The sequence below is a fragment of the Vannielia sp. SX4 genome (genome assembly GCF_052828525.1).
Genome location: NZ_CM128247.1, coordinates 2,080,597 through 2,098,887 on the forward strand (window position 1 = coordinate 2,080,597; position 18,291 = coordinate 2,098,887).

At 67.5% G+C, this 18,291-nt stretch carries 18 protein-coding genes; 5 read left to right on the top strand and 13 right to left on the bottom strand.

Going from position 1 to position 18,291, the window contains the following annotated elements; genetic code table 11:
- Nucleotides 1-147 precede the first annotated feature (147 nt).
- From ACUXVX_RS10205 to lptF, 3 genes are read right to left on the bottom strand one after another with little or no spacing between them, the layout of a single operon-like run.
- Nucleotides 148-2,319, bottom strand: a complete 2,172-nt coding sequence (locus ACUXVX_RS10205) for an LPS-assembly protein LptD (RefSeq protein ID WP_446311452.1) — start codon at nt 2,317-2,319, stop codon at nt 148-150.
- Nucleotides 2,316-3,425 (bottom strand): LPS export ABC transporter permease LptG, encoded by a 1,110-nt coding sequence (gene lptG / locus ACUXVX_RS10210; RefSeq protein WP_446311453.1) that lies wholly within the window; start codon nt 3,423-3,425, stop codon nt 2,316-2,318. The genes ACUXVX_RS10205 and lptG overlap by 4 nt, the downstream gene beginning before the upstream one ends.
- The gene (lptF, locus tag ACUXVX_RS10215) at nt 3,422-4,564 is read right to left on the bottom strand and encodes an LPS export ABC transporter permease LptF (protein ID WP_446311525.1); all 1,143 of its coding nucleotides are present in this window, start codon (nt 4,562-4,564) and stop codon (nt 3,422-3,424) included. The genes lptG and lptF overlap by 4 nt, the downstream gene beginning before the upstream one ends.
- A gap of 121 nt (nt 4,565-4,685) precedes the next feature.
- Here lptF and ACUXVX_RS10220 point away from each other — a divergent pair, with 121 nt between their 5' ends.
- The 4 genes from ACUXVX_RS10220 (at nt 4,686) to ACUXVX_RS10235 (ending at nt 8,342) form a co-directional block, all read left to right on the top strand.
- Nucleotides 4,686-5,960 (top strand): FAD-dependent oxidoreductase, encoded by a 1,275-nt coding sequence (locus ACUXVX_RS10220; RefSeq protein ID WP_446311454.1) that lies wholly within the window; start codon nt 4,686-4,688, stop codon nt 5,958-5,960.
- Between the two features lie 76 nt (nt 5,961-6,036).
- Entirely contained in the window at nt 6,037-7,497 is a 1,461-nt protein-coding gene (locus ACUXVX_RS10225; RefSeq protein WP_446311455.1) for a leucyl aminopeptidase, read from the top strand.
- Between the two features lie 5 nt (nt 7,498-7,502).
- The gene (locus ACUXVX_RS10230; protein ID WP_222492400.1) at nt 7,503-7,967 is read left to right on the top strand and encodes a DNA polymerase III subunit chi; all 465 of its coding nucleotides are present in this window, start codon (nt 7,503-7,505) and stop codon (nt 7,965-7,967) included.
- A gap of 177 nt (nt 7,968-8,144) precedes the next feature.
- Nucleotides 8,145-8,342, top strand: a complete 198-nt coding sequence (locus tag ACUXVX_RS10235) for a hypothetical protein (RefSeq protein ID WP_446311456.1) — start codon at nt 8,145-8,147, stop codon at nt 8,340-8,342.
- 212 nt (nt 8,343-8,554) lie between these two features.
- On the opposite strand, the gene ACUXVX_RS10240 is transcribed toward ACUXVX_RS10235, so the two are convergent.
- The 9 genes from ACUXVX_RS10240 to cysG all read right to left on the bottom strand — a co-directional run bounded on the left by ACUXVX_RS10240 (nt 8,555) and on the right by cysG (nt 17,081).
- Nucleotides 8,555-10,147 carry a tannase/feruloyl esterase family alpha/beta hydrolase gene (locus tag ACUXVX_RS10240; protein WP_446311457.1) on the bottom strand — a complete coding sequence of 531 codons (1,593 nt, stop codon included), beginning with the start codon at nt 10,145-10,147 and terminating at the stop codon, nt 8,555-8,557.
- A gap of 110 nt (nt 10,148-10,257) precedes the next feature.
- On the bottom strand, nt 10,258-10,839 hold the full coding sequence (locus tag ACUXVX_RS10245; protein ID WP_222469643.1) for a retropepsin-like aspartic protease family protein: 582 nt from the start codon (nt 10,837-10,839) through the stop codon (nt 10,258-10,260).
- A gap of 32 nt (nt 10,840-10,871) precedes the next feature.
- Nucleotides 10,872-11,486 (bottom strand): MarC family protein, encoded by a 615-nt coding sequence (locus ACUXVX_RS10250; RefSeq protein WP_222469642.1) that lies wholly within the window; start codon nt 11,484-11,486, stop codon nt 10,872-10,874.
- A 54-nt stretch (nt 11,487-11,540) separates the two neighbouring features.
- A complete protein-coding gene (locus ACUXVX_RS10255; protein WP_446311458.1) occupies nt 11,541-12,398 on the bottom strand; it encodes a ferredoxin--NADP reductase in 858 nt (285 codons plus the stop codon).
- A gap of 84 nt (nt 12,399-12,482) precedes the next feature.
- A complete protein-coding gene (locus ACUXVX_RS10260) occupies nt 12,483-12,926 on the bottom strand; it encodes a DUF934 domain-containing protein (protein ID WP_446311459.1) in 444 nt (147 codons plus the stop codon).
- A gap of 1 nt (nt 12,927) precedes the next feature.
- The gene (locus ACUXVX_RS10265; RefSeq protein WP_446311460.1) at nt 12,928-13,746 is read right to left on the bottom strand and encodes a phosphoadenylyl-sulfate reductase; all 819 of its coding nucleotides are present in this window, start codon (nt 13,744-13,746) and stop codon (nt 12,928-12,930) included.
- The gene (locus ACUXVX_RS10270; protein WP_222492410.1) at nt 13,736-15,403 is read right to left on the bottom strand and encodes a nitrite/sulfite reductase; all 1,668 of its coding nucleotides are present in this window, start codon (nt 15,401-15,403) and stop codon (nt 13,736-13,738) included. Before ACUXVX_RS10270 ends, ACUXVX_RS10265 begins: the two co-directional genes overlap by 11 nt.
- Nucleotides 15,403-15,702: a DUF2849 domain-containing protein gene (locus ACUXVX_RS10275; protein ID WP_222469637.1), complete on the bottom strand. Its 300-nt coding sequence runs from the start codon at nt 15,700-15,702 to the stop codon at nt 15,403-15,405. Before ACUXVX_RS10275 ends, ACUXVX_RS10270 begins: the two co-directional genes overlap by 1 nt.
- Nucleotides 15,702-17,081: a siroheme synthase CysG gene (cysG, locus tag ACUXVX_RS10280; RefSeq protein WP_446311461.1), complete on the bottom strand. Its 1,380-nt coding sequence runs from the start codon at nt 17,079-17,081 to the stop codon at nt 15,702-15,704. Before cysG ends, ACUXVX_RS10275 begins: the two co-directional genes overlap by 1 nt.
- A 137-nt stretch (nt 17,082-17,218) precedes the next feature.
- Between cysG and ACUXVX_RS10285 the strand changes: the two genes are divergently transcribed.
- Nucleotides 17,219-17,689, top strand: coding sequence for an Lrp/AsnC family transcriptional regulator (locus tag ACUXVX_RS10285; protein WP_222469635.1), 471 nt, complete (start codon nt 17,219-17,221; stop codon nt 17,687-17,689).
- Nucleotides 17,690-17,767: 78 nt separating this feature from the next.
- On the opposite strand, the gene ACUXVX_RS10290 is transcribed toward ACUXVX_RS10285, so the two are convergent.
- Entirely contained in the window at nt 17,768-18,265 is a 498-nt protein-coding gene (locus ACUXVX_RS10290) for a hypothetical protein (RefSeq protein WP_446311462.1), read from the bottom strand.
- Between the last annotated feature and the right edge of the window lie 26 nt (nt 18,266-18,291).

An 18,291-nucleotide genomic window follows, 5' to 3' on the forward strand; every position in this document is an offset into this window, starting at 1 on the left:
CCCGCCCGATGTTCTCTTGGTTGTTCGGGTTCTTATCGCAAAGGCGGGAGGGTTTGTCACGCCCGCAAGGCACGGCGGCGGCAGCGCAATTGGCGGGCCTTCGGCGGGGCTGGCGGGATCGTGATGAGCCTGCGCGCCAGGACGGGCTCAGCCACGGCAGGCGCGGGCGAGGTGGCGCTGGGAGGCGCGGCCCGCGCCGAAGCCGGTGAGCGAGACCTGAAGGCCGATGTCGGTGGTGGGGTCGACGGCGGTGGAGGAGGTGAAGCGGCGGGAGACGGTGAAATCGACTTCGACGCATTCGTTGCGCCATTCGACGCCGAAAGTGGCCTCGGCGGCGCGGTCCTGCTCAACGTCGTAGCGCCAGTCGAGCGAGAGGAGCCAGTTGTCATCGACCTGCCATGCGGTGTCGAGAGTGAGCTCGTTCACATCGAGCGGGCGCTCCTCCAGCGGGTTGGCTTCCATCCAGATGTAGGAGCCTGCGAGGGCGAGCCGGTCGCTGCGCCATGCGGCGCGCAGCTCGTTCTTGGCGAAGGAGAAATTGTCATCGAAGAGGGCACGGTTGGTGAGGGTCAGCCGGTTGGGCAGCTCGAGTTGCACCGCTGCGAGCCAGTCGGATTTGCGCCCCTCGAGCCCCGGGTATCCGGCGAACTGGCCGAGATCTTCGGAGCGGATGATGCGCCCGAGGGTGACGCCAAGCGTCCAGCCGTTGGCATCGAAGCGGGTCCAGCGGAGGCCGATGTTGGTGCGCAGCCCGCGCTCGTAGACATCGCCGCCGGGGAAGCGGTCGAGCGAGAAGAGGTTGCCTTCGTCGAGTTCCAGCAAGGTGCTTTCATCGTTGGGCAGGGCGGTGTCGGACTCCGGCGTCCATGCGACCTGCACGATGGGTTCGAGAATGTGGGTGGCGTAGGGCGAGCGGCGGATGAAGGGCCAGCGCAGCTCGACGGCGGCCTGCGGCGTGACCTCGAAGACGCTCTCGGAATAGGCGGCGTCGTCGGTGACGCTGGTCCAGTCGAAGTTCACCGCGCCGAGGGCGCCGATCAGGATGCCGTTGCTCAGCAGCCAGTCCCGGCGCCAATCCAGCCGGGCGGAGGCGCGGGTCACGTCACGGCCATCGACGATCAGGTCGTCATCGGCGCTGTCCACATCCAGCTCGGAGCGGCGGTAGTGGTTGTGCAGATCGAAGGTGAAGCCCGCCGAGCCGCCGATCCAGCGCGGGGTGAAGCGCTTTTCGTAGTGGAGGTCGGCGGTGATGGTGGGCTGGGTCTCGTTGCTCTCGCCGTCGCGCAGGGAGCGGTAGGCGGTGATGTTGAACTGGAAGTTCTGGTCGCGCCGGGTGCGGGCGATGGCAACGGTGCTGTCGAGCCGGTCCTTGTCGGAATAGCCGTAGTCGAGCAGGTAGCCGGTGTCGGAGACGGTCTCGACATCGAAGGTCAGCTCATAGCCGCGGCCGATGTCGAACTGGCCTTCGACGAAACCGTAGGAGCGCAGCTCGCCCTCGCGGATGTCATCCTCGGAGACGGCGCCGTTGAAGGTGAGCGTGCCGGCGCGGAAGGCGCGGCGGAAGCGCATCTCCAGCGTCCGGGTGGAGTTGGTGGAGAGGTAGGGCGTGAGCGTGAGATCGGCGTGGTCGCCCAGAGTGATGAAATAGGGGATCTTCACCCCGAAGCCGAGCTTGTCGGTGGAGCGGAAGGTGGGAGCCAGAAACCCGGTGGTGCGCTTCAGCGTGGGGTCGGGCAGGCGCAGGCGGGGCAGATACATGATCGGCACCCCGGCGACCTCGAAGCGGGCGCCGTCGAAGTAGAGCTGGCGGGCCTCCTCATCGTGGATGATCCGCTTGGCGCGGATCTGCCAGAGCGGCACGGGGCGTTTGCCGCAGACCTGACAGGTGGAGGCGACAGTCTTGTAGAGCTGGGTGTAACGGCCGTTCACCCGGTTGATCTCGGCCGCGGCGAGCTGGAGTTGCTGGTTCAGCACCATCCGGGCCGAGCGCAGGAGGCCGTTGCGCAGATCGGTCGAGAGGGCGGCCTCGGAGGCGAGGATCACGGTGTCGGCGCCGTCGGTGAGGGTGATCGGGCCGTCGATCACCAGCATGTTGGTGCTCTGGTCGTAGAGGATGCGGCTTGCAGTCATCCGGGTGGTGCCTTGCAGCACCTCGACGTTGCCGGTTGCGATGAGCTGGTCGTTGCCGGCGATCTCCACGCGGTCGGCCAGCAGAACGGCGTCGTCCTCCGATGCGGCGGATTGGGCGTTGGCCGGGCCGATGAGCGCGGCGCAGAGGCAGAGGGCCGCAAGGAGCGGAGCGAAGAGCGCGCGCATCATCCGTCCTCCAGATGCAGGAGCAGGGCGAGGGAGGCGAGGATGCCGGCGACGGGCGGTGTCCACGCGGCCATCGATACGGGGATCTGCCCGTTTTCGCCGAGGATCTGGGCGAAGTTGCGGATGAAGTAGAGCGCAAGGCCGAGCATCAGCGCCAGCAGCACCATCACCCCGGTCCGCCCGAAGCGGGTGTGGCGCATGGTGAAGCCCGCTCCGACCAGCACCATCGCCATCAGGAAGAGCGGCAGCGCCAGTTCCATCTGCATCCAGACGCGGTGCAGCTTGGCCGAAAAGCCTGCGCCTTCGAGGTTGGCGATGAAAGCGGGCAGCTCCCAGATCGGGATGGCGGAGGGGGTGCCGAAGCTGTCGCGGATCTGGTCGAGCGTCAGCGTGGAGGGCAGCTCCAGTTCCATCGCGCGGGAAGAGGCAGCCTCGGGGTTGGGCACGCCGACGAGGGGCCAGACCTTTGCGTTTTCCAGCACCCAGCGGCCCGGTTCGAGCCGTGCGGAGGCGGCCTCGATCCTTTGCACCGGGCCTTGGACCGCGGCGCCCTCTGGGGCGAAGCTGATGAAAGTGACGCCTTCGAAGGCGGTGCCCTCGAGATTGGCGCGGGAGGCGCGGATCACCATCTGCCCCTCGGGACCGCCCTGCCGGAGCCAGAGGCCCTCGCCGGAGATCGACAGGACCGAGCCGCCGCCGGCCTCCAGATCGGCCGACTTTTGCTCGTAGCGGACCTGTGTGGCGGCAACGATGGGGTTCATCACCGCGATCCCGAGGGCGCCGAGCAGCAGCGCGACGACCACCGGGGAGATCAGCGCACGCATGGCGGAGCGCCCGGCGGCGCGGGTGACGACCAGCTCGGAGCTGCGGGCGAGGCCGAGGAACAGGACCAGCGTGGCCAGCAGCACGATCAGCGGCAGGATGCGGTAGAGCGTTTGCGGCACGGACAGAAGCGAGAGTTCGAAGGCCCCGCCGAAGGAGATGCCCGCATCGGAGAAGCGGCGCATCTGGTCGACGATGTCGAGCAGGGTCAGCAGGATGGCAAAGACCGCGAAGACCCCAGCGAGGGCGAAGGCGAACTTGCGGGCGAAGTAGAGGTGGAGCCTCATGCCGCCGCCTCCGGCGTGCCATTCACCCGACGCCTGCGGGTGAAGAGGAAGGGCCTGTCGGCATACCACAGCAGCGCCGCGGTGATCGCCAGCCCGACGAGGATTGGCAGGTAAACCAGCGGCCAGAGCGCGGCGTCCTTGCGGGCGGCCCCTGCGGCCACGGTCTCCAACACCTGGACCACGATGAGCAGACCGACCGCGACGAGGATCTGCCGCCAGACCCCGAAGCGAGAGAAGCTGCCGGTGATCAGTGTGGCGAAGCCGATCAGCGCCGCCACCAGTGCCATGAAGGGCTGGGCGATACGCAGGTTGGCCTCATAGGTGAACTCCGCCGGGGAGCGCCCCGTGATCTCCAGTATCTCCGGCGTGGGCGCGAAGAGTGCGGGCGTGGGATAATGGCGGATGTCTGTCATCGCGAATTCGCGCGCGGTGATCAATGCGCCGATGTCGTAGGAAAAGTCGGAAAACGCGGTGGTGAAGAGGCGCTCGGTCTCGGCGGAGAGGGTTTGGGCCGCGCCGTCGAACATCACCAGCTTGGGGCCGGTCTCCTGCCGGACGAGAAAGGCGCGGGTGGCGGTGTAGGTGGTGCGTTCACCGGGGTTGCGGGCATCCGACAGGAACACGTCGCGCAGCTCGCCCTCGGGCGAGATCTGGCGGATGTAGAAGGTGATGCCATCCGCCGGGTGCAGGAACCGCCCCTCGGTGAGGAACCGGGAGGTGATGTTGTTGGCGATCTCGGCCTGCCGCTCGGCCAATTGGCCACGGGAAGTGGGCACCAGCACATGGACCAGCGCTGCCATCAGCAGCGCCACGAAGAGGCCGAAGAACAGCACAGGCCGGGCCATCCGCCACGACGAGAAGCCGGTGGCCTGGATCACCACCAGTTCGGACTCCGAGGCCAGCCGGTTGGTGGCGTAGACCGTGGCGACAAAGGCGGCCATCGGCAGCACGAGGCGGATCACGTTGGGCAGCGAGAGCGCGGTGAACTCCACGAAGACCCCGGCGGACTGGCCATCGGCGATGAGCTGGTCGAACAGGATCACCGCGCGGTTGACCCAATAGACAGAGACCAGCACCAGCGAGAAGAAGCCGAAGAGCACGAGGAGCTGGGACAGGATGTAGCGGTCGTATTTCGGCACGCGGACTGCCCCGGCGGTGTTGTTCTGGTTGCCGGGAAATCTAGCGGATCGCGGGCGGGGTTGAAACAGGCAATGATGCCGGGGCAGGCTGAGGGTGCGCAGGTTGCGGAAGGTGGCCGAAATGACTGAGGCACCGGAGTACGATTGCATCGTCGCGGGCGGCGGGCCGGCTGGCATGATGGCGGGCCTGCTCTTTGCCCGCGCTGGCTGCCGGGTGCTGGTGTTGGAAAAACACGGCGACTTCCTGCGCGACTTTCGCGGCGACACAGTGCATCCCTCCACGCTCGATATTTTCGGTGATCTCGGCCTGCTGGACAGCTTTCTGGAACTGCCCCACAGCCGATTGCCCCGTCTTGGTGGGGTCTTTGGTGACGAGCGGGTGGCGGTGGCGGATTTCTCGCGGCTGAAGGCGCGGTGCCGGTTCATCGCGATGGTGCCGCAGTGGCATTTGCTGGATTTCATCGCGCGGGCCGGGGCGCAATTGCCGGGGTTCGAGCTGCGGATGAAGGCCGAGGTGACGGGGCTGGTGGTGGACGGGCCGGAGGGCGGGGTGCGCGGGGTGACGGTGTTGGAGCAGGGCGCGGAGCGGCGCGTGACGGCGAGGCTGGTGATCGGGGCGGACGGGCGGCACAGCCGGGTGCGGGAGGCGGCGGGCCTGCCGCTGAAAGAGGTGGGCGCGCCGATTGATGTGCTGTGGTTCTCGCTGCCGCGCCCGGAGGGTGGGCGGAGTGCCGATGCGCCGGAGCCGCTGGTGCGCAGCCGGGGCGGGCGCATTTTGGTGACGATCGACCGGGGCGATTACTTTCAATGCGCCTATGTGATCCGCAAGGGCGGCGCGGCGCAGGTGCGGGCGGCTGGTATCGACGCCTTCCGCCGAGAGGTGGCGGCGACGGTGCCTGAGTTTGCGGGCGTGGTGGCGCAGCTGGAGGACGTGGACGCGCTGAAGCTGCTGACGGTGCGCATGGACCGGCTGGAGCGATGGTCGCGCCCCGGATTGGTGATGATCGGTGACGGGGCGCATGCGATGTCGCCGATTGGCGGTGTGGGGATCAACCTTGCGGTGCAGGATGCGGTGGCCGCCGCCAACCTTTTTGCCGGGCCGCTGGCGGAGGGGCGGCTGGGGGAGGTGGACCTTGAGGCGCTGCGCCTGCGCCGGGCCTGGCCGGCGCGGGCAACGCAGGCCTTGCAGGGGCTGATACAGAACCGGCTGCTCGGCCCGATCCTCGAGAGCCGCGAAGGCGGCGAAGCGCCGCCGGATCGCGCGCCACTCCCGCTGCGGATCGTCTCGGCCATTCCCTGGCTGCAACGCCGCGTCGGCGCGGTGGTGGGCCTCGGGCTGCGCCCGGAGCACCCGCGCTCGCCCGAACGCCACCGGCTGGAGCCGCCCGGAAGCTGACGCCGCGCAGCCCCCCTTTTCCTTCGGGGCGGTTTCGCCCTAGCTATGGGCGGCACGCAATCAAAGGAGTCGCCCCATGACCGATCTGCCCCGTTTCACCATCACCGAGACCGATATCGAGGCCATTGCCGGCGCGAAAGGGCGGGTCGTGGTGCTGGTGCCCGAGGAGGGCAAGCTGGATGTGCCCGCGCGGCGGGTGAACCGGCTGAGCCGGGGCGCGCTGAAGCGGCTGGTGGAGAGCGAGAGCTGGGGCAAGCTGGAGGAGGGCGAGGCCAAGGAGCTGACCTTCCCTGCGGGCATGGAGGCCGAAGTTGTGCAGGTGATCCGCCTGTCGCGCCGCCCCACGGTGGAGGCGGCCCGGCGTGCGGGAGCGCTGATCGGCAAGGCGGCGGGCGAAGGCCCGGTGCTGGTGCTGGCGGGTGCCACCAAGCGGGCGGGCGAAGTGGTGCTGGGCGCGCTGCTGGGGGCCTATGACTACGTGGAGATGACCTCGAAAGAGGCCAAGCCTGCGGTGGAGATCACCGTGATGGCGAACAATCCCGACGAGATCGACGCGGGCGTGGTGCAGGCGATGGCGGAGGGCGTGGCCTTTACCCGCGATCTGGTGAACGCGCCTGCCAACGTGCTGACCACCACCAGCTTTGCCGACCGGCTGAAGGCGCTGGAGGGCGATGGGCTGACGGTGGAGGTGCTTGAGGAGGAAGAACTGGAGAAGCTCGGCATGGGCTGCCTGCTTGGCGTGGGCATCGGCTCGGAGAGCCCCTCGAAGGTGGTGGTGATGCAGTGGAACGGCGGCGGAGACGAGCCGCCGCTGGCGCTGGTCGGCAAGGGCGTGGTGTTCGACACCGGGGGCATCAGCCTGAAGCCTGCGGGCGGCATGGAAGACATGACGATGGACATGGGCGGCGCGGGCGTGGTCAGCGGCGTGATGCAGCTGATGAAGGCGCGCAAGGCCAAGGCCAACGTGGTCGGCCTCGTCGGCCTCGTGGAGAACATGCCTGATGGCCGGGCGCAGCGGCCCGGCGATATCGTCACCTCGATGAAGGGCGACACGGTGGAGGTGATCAACACCGACGCCGAGGGCCGCCTCGTTCTGGCCGATGTCATGTGGTACGCGCAGGAGCGGTTCAAGCCGAGCGCGATGGTGGACCTTGCCACGCTCACAGGCGCGATCATCGTGGCGCTGGGCCATGAGAACGCAGGCGTCTTCTCCAACGACGACGGGTTTGCGGGGGCCTTCCTGAAGGCCGCCGCTGCCGAGGGCGAGGGCGCGTGGCGGATGCCGCTGGGCAAGGCCTATGCCAAGCAGCTGAAGAGCCGGAAGGCGGATGTGAAGAACGTGGGCACCCGTTGGGGCGGGTCTGTTACCGCCGCCGAGTTCCTCAAGCGCTTCGTGAAGGACGAAACGCCTTGGATTCACCTCGACATTGCCGGGGTGGCCCAGCCTGCCGATGCGCCTGCGCTGGGGCCGAAAGGCGCCTCGGGTTGGGGCGTGCTGGCGCTGAACCGCATGATCGCGGACGGCTACGAAGGCTGAGCGGCATGGGCAAGGCCATGTTCTACCACCTGACCCAGCGGCCCTTGGAGGCGACCCTCCCGGTGCTGCTGGAGCGCAGCCTTGCTGCGGGCTGGCGGGTGGCGGTGCGTGGCCGTGACCCGGGCCGGATGGGCTGGCTTGACGAGAAGCTGTGGCAGGGGCCGGATGAGCAGTTTCTGGCGCACGGGCTGGCGGGCGGGCCGCATGACGCCTTGCAGCCGGTGCTACTGACCACCGAGGCCGCGCTGCCCAATGGCGCCACCTGCCTGATGGCGGTGGATGGCGCAGCGGTGGAGGCCGGAGAGGTGGCCGCGCTGGAACGGGTCTGCGTGCTGTTCGACGGGCACGACCCGGATGCGGTGCAGCATGCGCGAGGCCAATGGAAGGCGCTCACTGGGGCTGGTGCTGCGGCCGAGTACTGGTCGGAAGAGAGCGGGCGCTGGGAGAAGAAGGCGGAGAGCGGCGGGTAGCCTTGTGGCAACTCCGGGCCGGTCTGGCAGTGATGCGCGCTTGCCGTGCCCTCTATCCTTTCGCTTAGGCTGGCCCTTCGAAAGCGCGCGGCATTAGTCTTTCTCGTGAGGGCGCGCGGCCGGCGGGCGGCTTAGAGTGAAGGTGAACTGAGATCGTTACACCAGAAGGAGCCCGATATGATCACAGCCAATGCCCTTGCCGTCACTGCCCGCCGCGGCCGCCTCACCGCGCTCCAGCGGCTTGATGGAACACACCGTCGCCACGTGCGCCCGTGCCTCGGCGGCAATGTCACCCCTCTCGTGTTGTCGCGCCAATGGATGACCCGCCCGGGTAATAGCGCGCAACTCCGTGCGGTGGGTGTGGAGGGCTGGTGACGCGCCCGCGCTTGAGCCGCACCATCTGCGCTCTGCGCTGCGGGCAAGCTGGCACAGGATGGCACCCACGGGCGTGCGATGGCCCACGGCGGCCACCTGAATGATCTTGAATGGTGTTTCGCGCGGTCGCCGCGGCGCCGTGCATTTGCCGGAGGTCCGGAAGAAGTCCGGGCTTCCGGCGGAAGTATGCGCCGCTAGAAACCGGCGGTGGGTTACTCGGTGACGCAGCTGTAGCTGGCGGCGGCGTTGAGGTCGTTGGCGCCCTCGTTCAGCCGCGCGAAGGCGGGGTATTCGCACATCGGGCGGCTGCGGCCTGCCGTGGCTTCGGCGGCGTCGGTCATCACGAGGCCCTCGGGGGCGGTGCCCTCTTCGACCCATGCGTCGAGCGCATCGAGGCTGGACCAGCGCATCTGGAACTCGCCGGAGCCGTGGCCGAAGCCGGGGACCAGCCAGAAGCGCAGGAAGTCGCGGGTGGCCTCCTCGCCCATTTCGGCCACCACGCGCTCGTACCAGTCGACGGTATTGCCGAAGGGGATGGCGAAATCGGTGATGCCGTGCATCAGCAGCACCTTGGCGCCCTTATCGGCAAAGCCCGACATGTCGGCGGCCACGGCATCGGTGATTTCCGACAGTTCGGTGAGCCGGGCGGCATGGGCGGAGGGGTCAAACTCCAGCGTGTTTGCCTCTGGGTCGGCCAGCACGGCGTAGCGCAGCATCGGGTCGGCCAGCACGGCGAGGCCGAAGTTGGCGACCGGGGTGGGCGGGCTCGTCGGCTCGGGCGAGGAGCCCATGCCCCAGAGGCCGTAGAGGTCGCCCGCGAGGTAGATCGGCCAGCCGGAGAAGCCCTCGGCCCCGCCTTGCAGCGGCGGTGTGGGGGTGCGGGTGGCGATGACATCGAGTGCGGTGATCTGGGCTTGGGTCAGGCACTGGCCCTCTTGCGCAGTGTCGCCCTCGCAAGCGAGCGACTGCACGTCGAAGGCGGCCTCGCAGGCGGCGATATTGCCGATGAGCCGGTCTTCGGCGCCGTCCAGGCTGTCGCAGGCGGCGAAGATCGCGCCGTTCAGCAGCTCGACATCGGCGGGGGACATGTAGGCGCCATCGGCGTAGAAGGCCTGGCCCGCGCGGTTGCCGGACAGCTGGAGGCCGACGAAGGGGTTGGCGGGGTGGACGACAACGGCGCCGTCGTAGTCATCCGGCCAGCGCTGGATGGCGATCATCGCCTCGTGGCCGCCCTGCGAGCTGCCTTGGAAGTAGGTGCGGGAGGGGGCCTCGCCGTAGAAGGCCTCGAGCGCGGCCATGGCGGCATCGCGGGTTTTCTTCAGTTGCTCGCCGCCAAAGTTGCGCAGGGATTCCTCGTTCAGCATGAACTCGCCGGAGAGCGAGGAGCCGGATTGGTGGCCGCTGTCGCTGCCCCAAGTGGCATAGCCCTTCTCCAGCGGGGTCGGCTCGGAGGCGGGGTTGAACTTGGCCTGATCGAGACCGGTGACGAGGGTGCCGTTGTAGCCGCCACCGCCGTAGTGGAGGGCCTTGCCGTTCCACTCGGCGGGGAGGTTGACCTGAAAGTTGATGTCGGGCGCGGAGGTGTCGACCGGGTCGATTGCGCCGTTGATCTGGCAGTAGGGCGTGGGCGTTTCGATGAAGGTGGCGGTGTGAATGTCGGCGCCGCCGCTGGGCAGGCCGATGGCTTCGGGCGCAACGGAGAGGCCGCGCAGGGCGGCGCAGCCCTTGGCATCGGGGGCGGCGGTGGCGAGGCCGGGGCTGCCGGCAAGCAGCAGAGCGGCCGCGGTCAGGCGGGTGCGTTTCATGGTGTTCCTCCCTAGGTGCGCCAACAGGGCGCATGCACCGAGGGTCGGGCCGGGGCGGAGCGGGGGCCAATAAAAAATATGCCCGGCGCATAGAAATCCGCTTGAGCGGGTCAGCGCTGGAGGATCATCTCGCCGCGGGAGAAGCTGACGGAGGCGAAGCGTTCGAGGTAGCGCATGCCGAGGAGGGAGCCCATCATCTCGCCATCGTTCACCAGCGCGGTCACGCCACGGTCGGTGATGTCGCCGAGGCGCACCTCGTCCAGCCGGACCAGCGCGGTGCGGACTTCGCCATTCGCAGTATTGGCGCGGCCCATGTAGGCGAGGGTCTCGGGGTCGATCCCGGCGGCGCGGGCGTCGTCGCGGCTGAGCACCATGTCGGAGGCGCCGGTATCCACCACGAAGCGGGTGGGGGCGCCGTTGATCTCGAGCGTAAGATAGTAGTGCCCATCGGGAGAGACCGGCACCTCGACCCGGCCATCGCCCTCGAAGACCGATTGCTGCGGCATCACCTCGCGGCGCACGTCATCCCAGAGGCCGTAAGCCACGATGACGCCGAGGAAGATGAAGACCCAGAGCGCGGCGTGGCGCGCGGTCTGGCCCCAGTTGGTGCGGCCGGACACGAAGAAGTAGCTGCCGACGAAGACGCCGAGCAAGATGAGGTAAGTTAGCCGTCCGAGGGTATCGCCGTCCATATCAGGTATTTAGGCGGGGGCGCGCCGCATTTCTAGAGCAGGGAGAGGTCGCGCAGCCCGTCGATCACGAATTGGACCGAGAGGGCGGCGAGCAACATGCCGAGCAGGCGGGTGGCGACGTTGATGCCGGTTTTGCCCAGCAGCCGCGACAGAAGCCCGCCGCCGAGAAACAGGATGAGGACGATGGTGAGCACGGTGGCCATGACGCCGATCACCTGCAAGGTGGTCGTCCAGTCGGCATTGGGGGAGCCGGAGAGCAGGATCATGGAGGCAATGGCGCCCGGCCCGGCGATGAGGGGCGTGGCGAGCGGGAAGATGGAGGGATCGGGGCGATCCTCCTCGGCCTGATCCTCGCGGCGCTTGGTGCGGCGCTCAAAAAGCATTTCGAGCGCGGTGAGGAACAGCAGCAGGCCGCCGGAGATGCGGAAGGCGGGCATGGAGATGCCGACGAATTCGAGCACCGCCTCGCCGGCGAGGCCAAAGATCAGCAGGATGGAGAAGCCGATGGCCACGGCGCGGATGGCGATGGCGCGGCGGCGGCCCTCTGTTTCGTCATGGGTGAGCGCGGCGAAGAGCGGGGCGAGGCCCAGCGGGTCGATCACCACGAAGAGGGTGACGAAGGCAGAGATGAGGAAGGCGGTATCCATGCCCCCGCCTAGGGCGAAAGGCGCGGCGGGGCAAGACCCACCGCGCCGCAGCGATCAGTCGAGAAAGGCCTTTTCGACCACGTAATGCGCGGGCTTGGAGTTGGCGCCCTCTTCGAGACCGTAGGCCTCGAGCATCTCCTTCAGTTCGAGGTTGAAGGCGAGGTTGCCGCAGATCATCGCGCGGTCGGTCGTGGGGTTCAGCTCGGGCACGCCGAGGTCGGAGAAGGCCTCGCCGGTGCGCATCAGGTCGGTGATGCGGCCCATCTTGGCGCTCTCTTCGCGGGTGGTGGTGGGGTAGTACTTGATCTTCTTCCAGAAGCCCTCGCCGATCACCTCGTTCAGCAGCTCGTCGTCCTTGAGGCCTTCGATCAGGTCGCGGCCGTAGGTCAGCTCGCCAGCCTCGCGGCAGGTGTGGGTGATCACCACCTCGTCGTAATCCTCGTAGGTCTGCGGCTCACGCAGCAGGGAGGCGAAAGGGGCGAAGCCGGTGCCGGTGGCGAAGAACCACAGGCGCTTGCCGGGCAGGAGCGCGTCATGCACCAGCGTGCCGACGGGCTTGGGCCGCAGGATCAGCTCGTCGCCGGGCTGGATGTGCTGAAGCTTGGAAGTGAGCGGGCCGTCCTGCACCTTGATGGAGTAGAACTCCAGTTCCTCGTCCCAGCTGGGGGAGGCGATGGAATAGGCGCGCAGCAGGGGCTTTTGCTTGCCGGTCTTAGGGTCCGGGTCGCCCATCAGGCCGATCATCACGAACTCGCCGGAGCGGAAGCGCAGGGAGGCGGGCCGGGTGCAGCGGAAGCTGAACAGACGGTCGGTGTAGTGCTTCACCTCCGTCACGGTCTGGGCATCGGGGAGGGCGGGCTTGGCTTTGACGGGTTGTGCGGCTTGTTCGGTCACGGGGCTCTGTTCGGTCATGGATACTGGTCGCTGGCTCTTACAGCCTCGCGGCTCCTTGCTGCTTTGATCTCTATCAGGATTTTTGAAGGCGTTCCAAGGGGCTCAGGCGCGCAGGCGCGCCTGATAGTCGTTTGCCTGCCAGTCGGCACGGAACTTCCACTCGGCTTCGGGCTGGCGGGCGGCCAACTCGGGGGAGATCTCGACTTCGTCGAACCCACAGCGGCGGGCCATGGCATATTGGTCGGAAATCACGTGACCGGCAGCGCGCAGGCGGCCCGAGAAGCCCATGCGGCGCAGGGTGCGGGCATGGGTGAAGCCGCGGCCATCGGCGAAGCTGGGGAAGGCGACGCGGATCAGGTCGATCTCGTCGAGACGGGCCGAAAGCGTGGCCGGATCGTCGGCGGGGCCGAGATCGACCGCGAGCGCGGGGGCGGCGGAATTGGCACCCAGCTCATCAAGCGGGGTGAAGCCGTGGGTCCAGTCTTCTGCCGTGAAGCCGCTGTCGGTGACGATGATGTTTGCAGTCTCGGTGGTAAGCTCGGTCATGTCAGGCGCTCTTTCTCTCGGGGGCGGCTTCGGCGACGGGGTCGGAGGCGGGCTCGGACACGGGCAGGGGGCCGCGGACCACTTTGCCGTCGATGAAGTGGATGCCGCATTCTTCCTTTTCCTCGCCGCGCCAGCGACCGGCGCGCGGGTCTTCGCCCTCTTTCACGGGCGTGGTGCAGGGCCAGCAGCCGATGGAGGGGTAGCCCTTGGCGACCAGTGGGTGCCGGGGCAGGTCGTGCTCATCCATGTAGGCCTTGAGGTCGGTAGCGGACCAGCCTGCGAGCGGGTTCACCTTGACCCGGGGGCCTTCGCTCTCGAAGTAATCGAGCGCGGCGCGGGCCTCGGCCTGAAAGCGTTTGCGGCCCGTGACCCAGCCGTCATAGGCCAGCAGGGCGTTGGCGAGCGGCACGGTCTTCCGCAGGTCGCAGCAGGCGTCGGTGGAGCGCTTGTGCAGGGTGTCGTCCGGGTCGGCCTTGGCCAGCTCGGGCGCGGGGGCACGCACCACCTCGATGCCGGTGAGGCCGAGCTGTTCGGCGACATCGGTTTGATATTGCAGGGTTTCTTCAAAGAGCATCTGGGTGTCGATGAAGAGCACGGGCGCGGCGCGGTCGATCTGGGAGATCATGTGCAGCAGCACCACCGACTCGGCCCCGAAGGAGCTGACGGTGGCGATGCGGCCCATCGCCGGATCGGTCAGGGCGTGGCGCAGAACCTCCTGCGCCGTGGCCCCGGCGAACCGTTCGTTGAGGGCGCGGGCCTCGGAGGCGGCGCGGGCTTCGGCCACCTCGTCGGTCACGCCTGTGACGGTATCACGCGGCATTGCGGGCCTCGCTTTCGGGGTAGAGGGCGGCCTTGAACGGCGCATCCCCAAGGCGGCGGAAGGTGGCGAGAAAGGTCTCCTCGGGCGCATCGCGCAGTTCGAGGTAGGCCAGCATCAGCCGCTCGATGGCGGGCACGATCTCTTCGGCGGAGAAGCCCGGCCCCATGCGGGTGCCGATGGCCGCATCCTGCGTGCCGTCGCCGCCCAGCGTGACCTGGTAGTTCTCGACGCCAGCGCGATCCAGCCCGAGGATGCCGATGTGGCCCACGTGGTGGTGGCCGCAGGCGTTGATGCAGCCGGAGATCTTGATCTTCAGCTCACCGACCTCGTGCTCGATCTTCAGCTCGTCGACGCGGGTGGCGATTTCCTGCGCGATCGGGATCGAGCGGGCGGTGGCCAGCGCGCAGTAATCCATGCCGGGGCAGGCGATGATATCGGAGGCAAGCCCGATGTTGGCGGTGCCCAGCCCGGCAGCCTTCAGCGCCGCGTGGATCGCGGGCAGGTCGCCCTTGTGGACATGGGGCAGGATGACGTTCTGCTCGTGGCTGATGCGCAGCTCTCCGTGGGCATACTCTTCCGCCAGGTCGGCCATCAGGCGCATCTGATCGGAGGTTGCATCTCCGGGGGTCTTACCGTGGGCCTTTATCGAAATTGTGACAATCGCGTGGTCGGCATCGCGGTGCGCGGTGAGGTTGGTATCGGCCCAGGCGCGGAAAACAGGGTCCATCTCGCGGGCGGCCTCATAGGCGGCCACGTCGCCCTCGCGGAGCGCGGGCGTGGCGAACTGGGCCTTGATCGCGGCGAGCATCTCTTGATCGACGCCGGTGAACTCCGGGCGAATCTCGGCAAAGCGGGCCTCGATCAGCTCGCGCATGGTGTCGATCCCGTTCTCGTGGACGGTGATCTTGATGCGGGCCTTGTACTTGTTATCGCGGCGGCCGAGCGTGTTGTAGACGTGGACGATGGCCTCGCAGTAGGGCAGCAGGTCGGCCTCGGGGAGGAACTCGCGCACCACCTTGCCGATCATGGGCGTGCGGCCCAGACCACCGCCGATGATGACCTTGAAGCCGATCTCGCCGTTCTGCTCGACCAGTTGCAGGCCGATGTCATGGGCGCGGATCACCGCGCGGTCGGCCTCGGCGCCCGTTACCGCGATCTTGAACTTGCGGGGCAGGAACTGGAATTCGGGGTGGTCGGTCGACCACTGGCGGAGCAGCTCGGCGTAGGGGCGCGGGTCGGCCACCTCGTCACCAGCGGCCCCGGCGAAATGGTCGGAGGTCACGTTGCGGATGCAGTTTCCGGAAGTCTGGATCGCGTGCATTTGCACGTCGGCCAGCGCCTCGAGCATGTCGGGCACGTCCTTCAGCGCGGGCCAGTTGTACTGGATGTTCTGACGGGTGGTGAAATGGCCGTAGCCTTTGTCCCATTTGTCGGCGATGAAGGCGAGCTGGCGCATCTGGCGGGCCGAGATGGTGCCATAGGGGATGGCCACGCGCAGCATGTAGGCGTGCAGCTGCAGGTAGAGGCCATTCATCAGACGCAGCGGCTTGAACTCGTCCTCGGTGAGCGAGCCGTCGATGCGGCGCTCCACCTGGGCACGGAACTGGCTGACGCGGTTGCGGACGAAGGCTTCGTCGAAGTCGGTATAGCTGTACATCAGAGGTCCACCTGTTTGCCGTGGGCGTAGTTGGAGGGGCCGGTGGCGCGGAAGGCCTCGCGGAAGTGGGTGGGCTTGGGGCCCTTGGGCGTGGCCTCGGCATCGGCGAGATAGGCGCCAACGATCTCGGAGGCCTGCAGCGCAGCGGCGGACAGCGCGGCCTCGGCGGGGGCCTCCTCGGTGAAGAGACGGGCATCCTCGTGGCGGCGCGACCACTCGCCGGAGTTGGTGAGATAGATCACATCGCCTTCGATCAGCGCATTGGCCGTGACGACCTTGGGAGTGAATGGCTTGGGCATTACTGAGCGGCCTTCAGCTTGAGTTCGGTGGCGGCGTCGCGCGGGGCGAGGCCATAGAGGAGGACGGCGGGGCCGGAAAGGCCCTCGACCGTCTCGGGCAGGGCGGCAAGGGTGGCATGCAGGATGCGGGTATCGGGGCGGGAGGCGTTCTCGACCACGGTGACATCGGTGGCGGGGGAGGCGCCGTGCATCATCAGGCGGCCCTGAAGGAAGCGCGCGCCCTTCTTGGCCATGTAGATGGCGGCGACGGCACCGGGCGCGGCCAGCGCGTGCCAGTCCTGTTCGGTGAAGCCCTTGGTGTCATGCCCCGTCAGAAATCGAAGATCGGAGTTGCGACCCCGCTTGGTCAGGCTCTGGCCGATGGAGGCGGCGGCGGCGGAGGCGGCGGTAATGCCGGGCAGGATGCGGGTGGCGATGCCGTGGGGGGCGAGCGCATCGAGCTCTTCGTCGAGGCGGCCGTAGACGCCGGGATCGCCGGCCTTGAGGCGCACGACCTTTTCGCCCTTCAGCGCATGGCCGACGATCAGCGCATTGATCGCCTCCTGCGGGGTGGATTTGCCGAAGCCGTGCTTGGCCACGTCGATCATCAGCGCCTCGCGGCGGGCGAGTTCGAGAATCTCCGGGGAGACGAGGCCGTCGTGGATGATCACCTCGGCCTCATCCAGCGCGCGGCGGGCGGCGAGGGTGAGCATCTCGGGATCGCCGGGACCAGCGCCGACAAAGGCGACTTCGCCGGGCTCGGGGGCCTCGGAGAGGTGGCGGGTCAGAAGGGCGTCCAGCGCTTCGCGGGCGTTGTTTTCGCCCTTGGCGAGCGCCTTGGGGCCTTCGTTGAAGTAGTAATCGGCCCAGAAATCGCGGCGCTTCTTGCCCATCGGCAGCGCGTCGGCGGCGGTGCGGAACGCCTTGCCGATGCGGGTGAGCAGGCCGAGCGAGCTGGGCAGGCGCTCTTCAAGATCACGCTTGATGGCGCGGGCGAGCACGGGGGCGGCGCCCTCGGTGCCGATCGCCACGGTCACCGGGTCACGGTCGACGATGGCGGGGGTGATGAACTGGCTGTTGTGCAGGTCGTCGACGATGTTGACCAGCGCACCCTCGGCCTCGGCCAGCGCCTTGATGCGGGTGTCTTCGGCGTGGTCCTCGTTGGCGCCATAGGCGAGACGGCTGCCGGTGAAGTCGCCCGCGCGGGCGGCGCGGCGGTGGAGCGTGAGGCGGCCCTCATCGGCCAGCGTTTCAAGGTCGGCATGGGGCTCGGCGGCGAAGACGTGAATGTCACCTTCCGTCTTCAGCAGCAGGCGCAGCTTGGCCAGCGCGGCCTCGCCGCCACCGGAGAGGGTGACGCGCTGACCACGGAGGTTCACGAAGATCGGAAAATGCTGCATTGCGGCGGCTCCTGTTGCGTAGGGGAAGATATAGAATTTTGTTCTGGTAATTGGCAGGGCTTCACGGCAGTTAGGGAAAAACGTTCCGAGAAACTCCCCTGTAGGGCCGGAATTCCAACAAAGCTGGAGAAATGCGAATGTCCGTCCGTCTGGACAAGATCGACCGGAAAATCCTTGCGGAACTGCAAGCTGACGCAGCGCAATCCTTGGACGAAATTGCCAAGAAAGTGGGCAGTTCGAAGACGCCGGTTTGGAATCGGGTGCGCAAGATGCGGGAGGCCGGGGTGATCCGGCAGAACACCGTGTTGCTGAACGCCGAGGCGCTGGGGCTGGAGGCCTGTTTTTTCGTGCTGATCCGCACGTCCGAGCATGAGGCGGACTGGCAGCAGAAGTTCCTCAAGGCGCTGCGGGCGAGGCCCGAGGTGCTGGAGGCGCACCGGCTGGCGGGGGATATCGATTACATCCTGAAGGTGCAGGTGACGAACGCGCGCGCCTATGACGAATTCTACCAGGCGCTGATCTCGGAGGTGAAGATCCACAACGTGACGGCGCTGCTCTCGATGGAGGAGATCAAGAGCACCACGGCGCTGCCTGTGGGTGGGGAGTGAGCCGGGAATTGGAGCGTGTTCCGGCGTGTGGATGGCCGCTAGAATTTCGCAATGAAGTGAGGCGGTTGGAGGGGTAAATTAATTTGCTTCGCCGAGCGCGTCGAAGACCGGTTCGAGCTTGCGGGCGAGGCCGGTGGAGAGGCCGTCGCGGATGACGCTTTGCTCGCCTGCGCCGATGCCGGAATCCTCCCAGAGCACCAGCCGACCTTCGGGCACCTCGCGGTAGAGCGAAGCCCAGATCATGCCACTGTTCGGCCCGGCGGTGGCGCGGATGTAGAAGGTCAGGTTGAGCGGCGCGATGAAGTCCATATCATCGGGCGTGGGCGGAAAGGCATCGGTGCCGAAGCCCCATTCGGTCAGGCCGAGGTGGCGGTGCTTGAGGCCCGCCTTGGACGCCATGCCGGCGACCGAGGTGGCCAGCGGCGCGCACATGTCATTGGCGAAGCTCTCGCGGGTGAGGGTGACGCATTGGCTGATGATGCCATCGTAGCCCGAGGCGCGCTCGGGGGTGAGCACCCGCTCCTGCGCGGTGGCCGGAGAGAGGGAAAGGGCGAGGAAAAGAAGGGCGAACCGCATGAGAAACTCCTGAATGAATGGTCAGG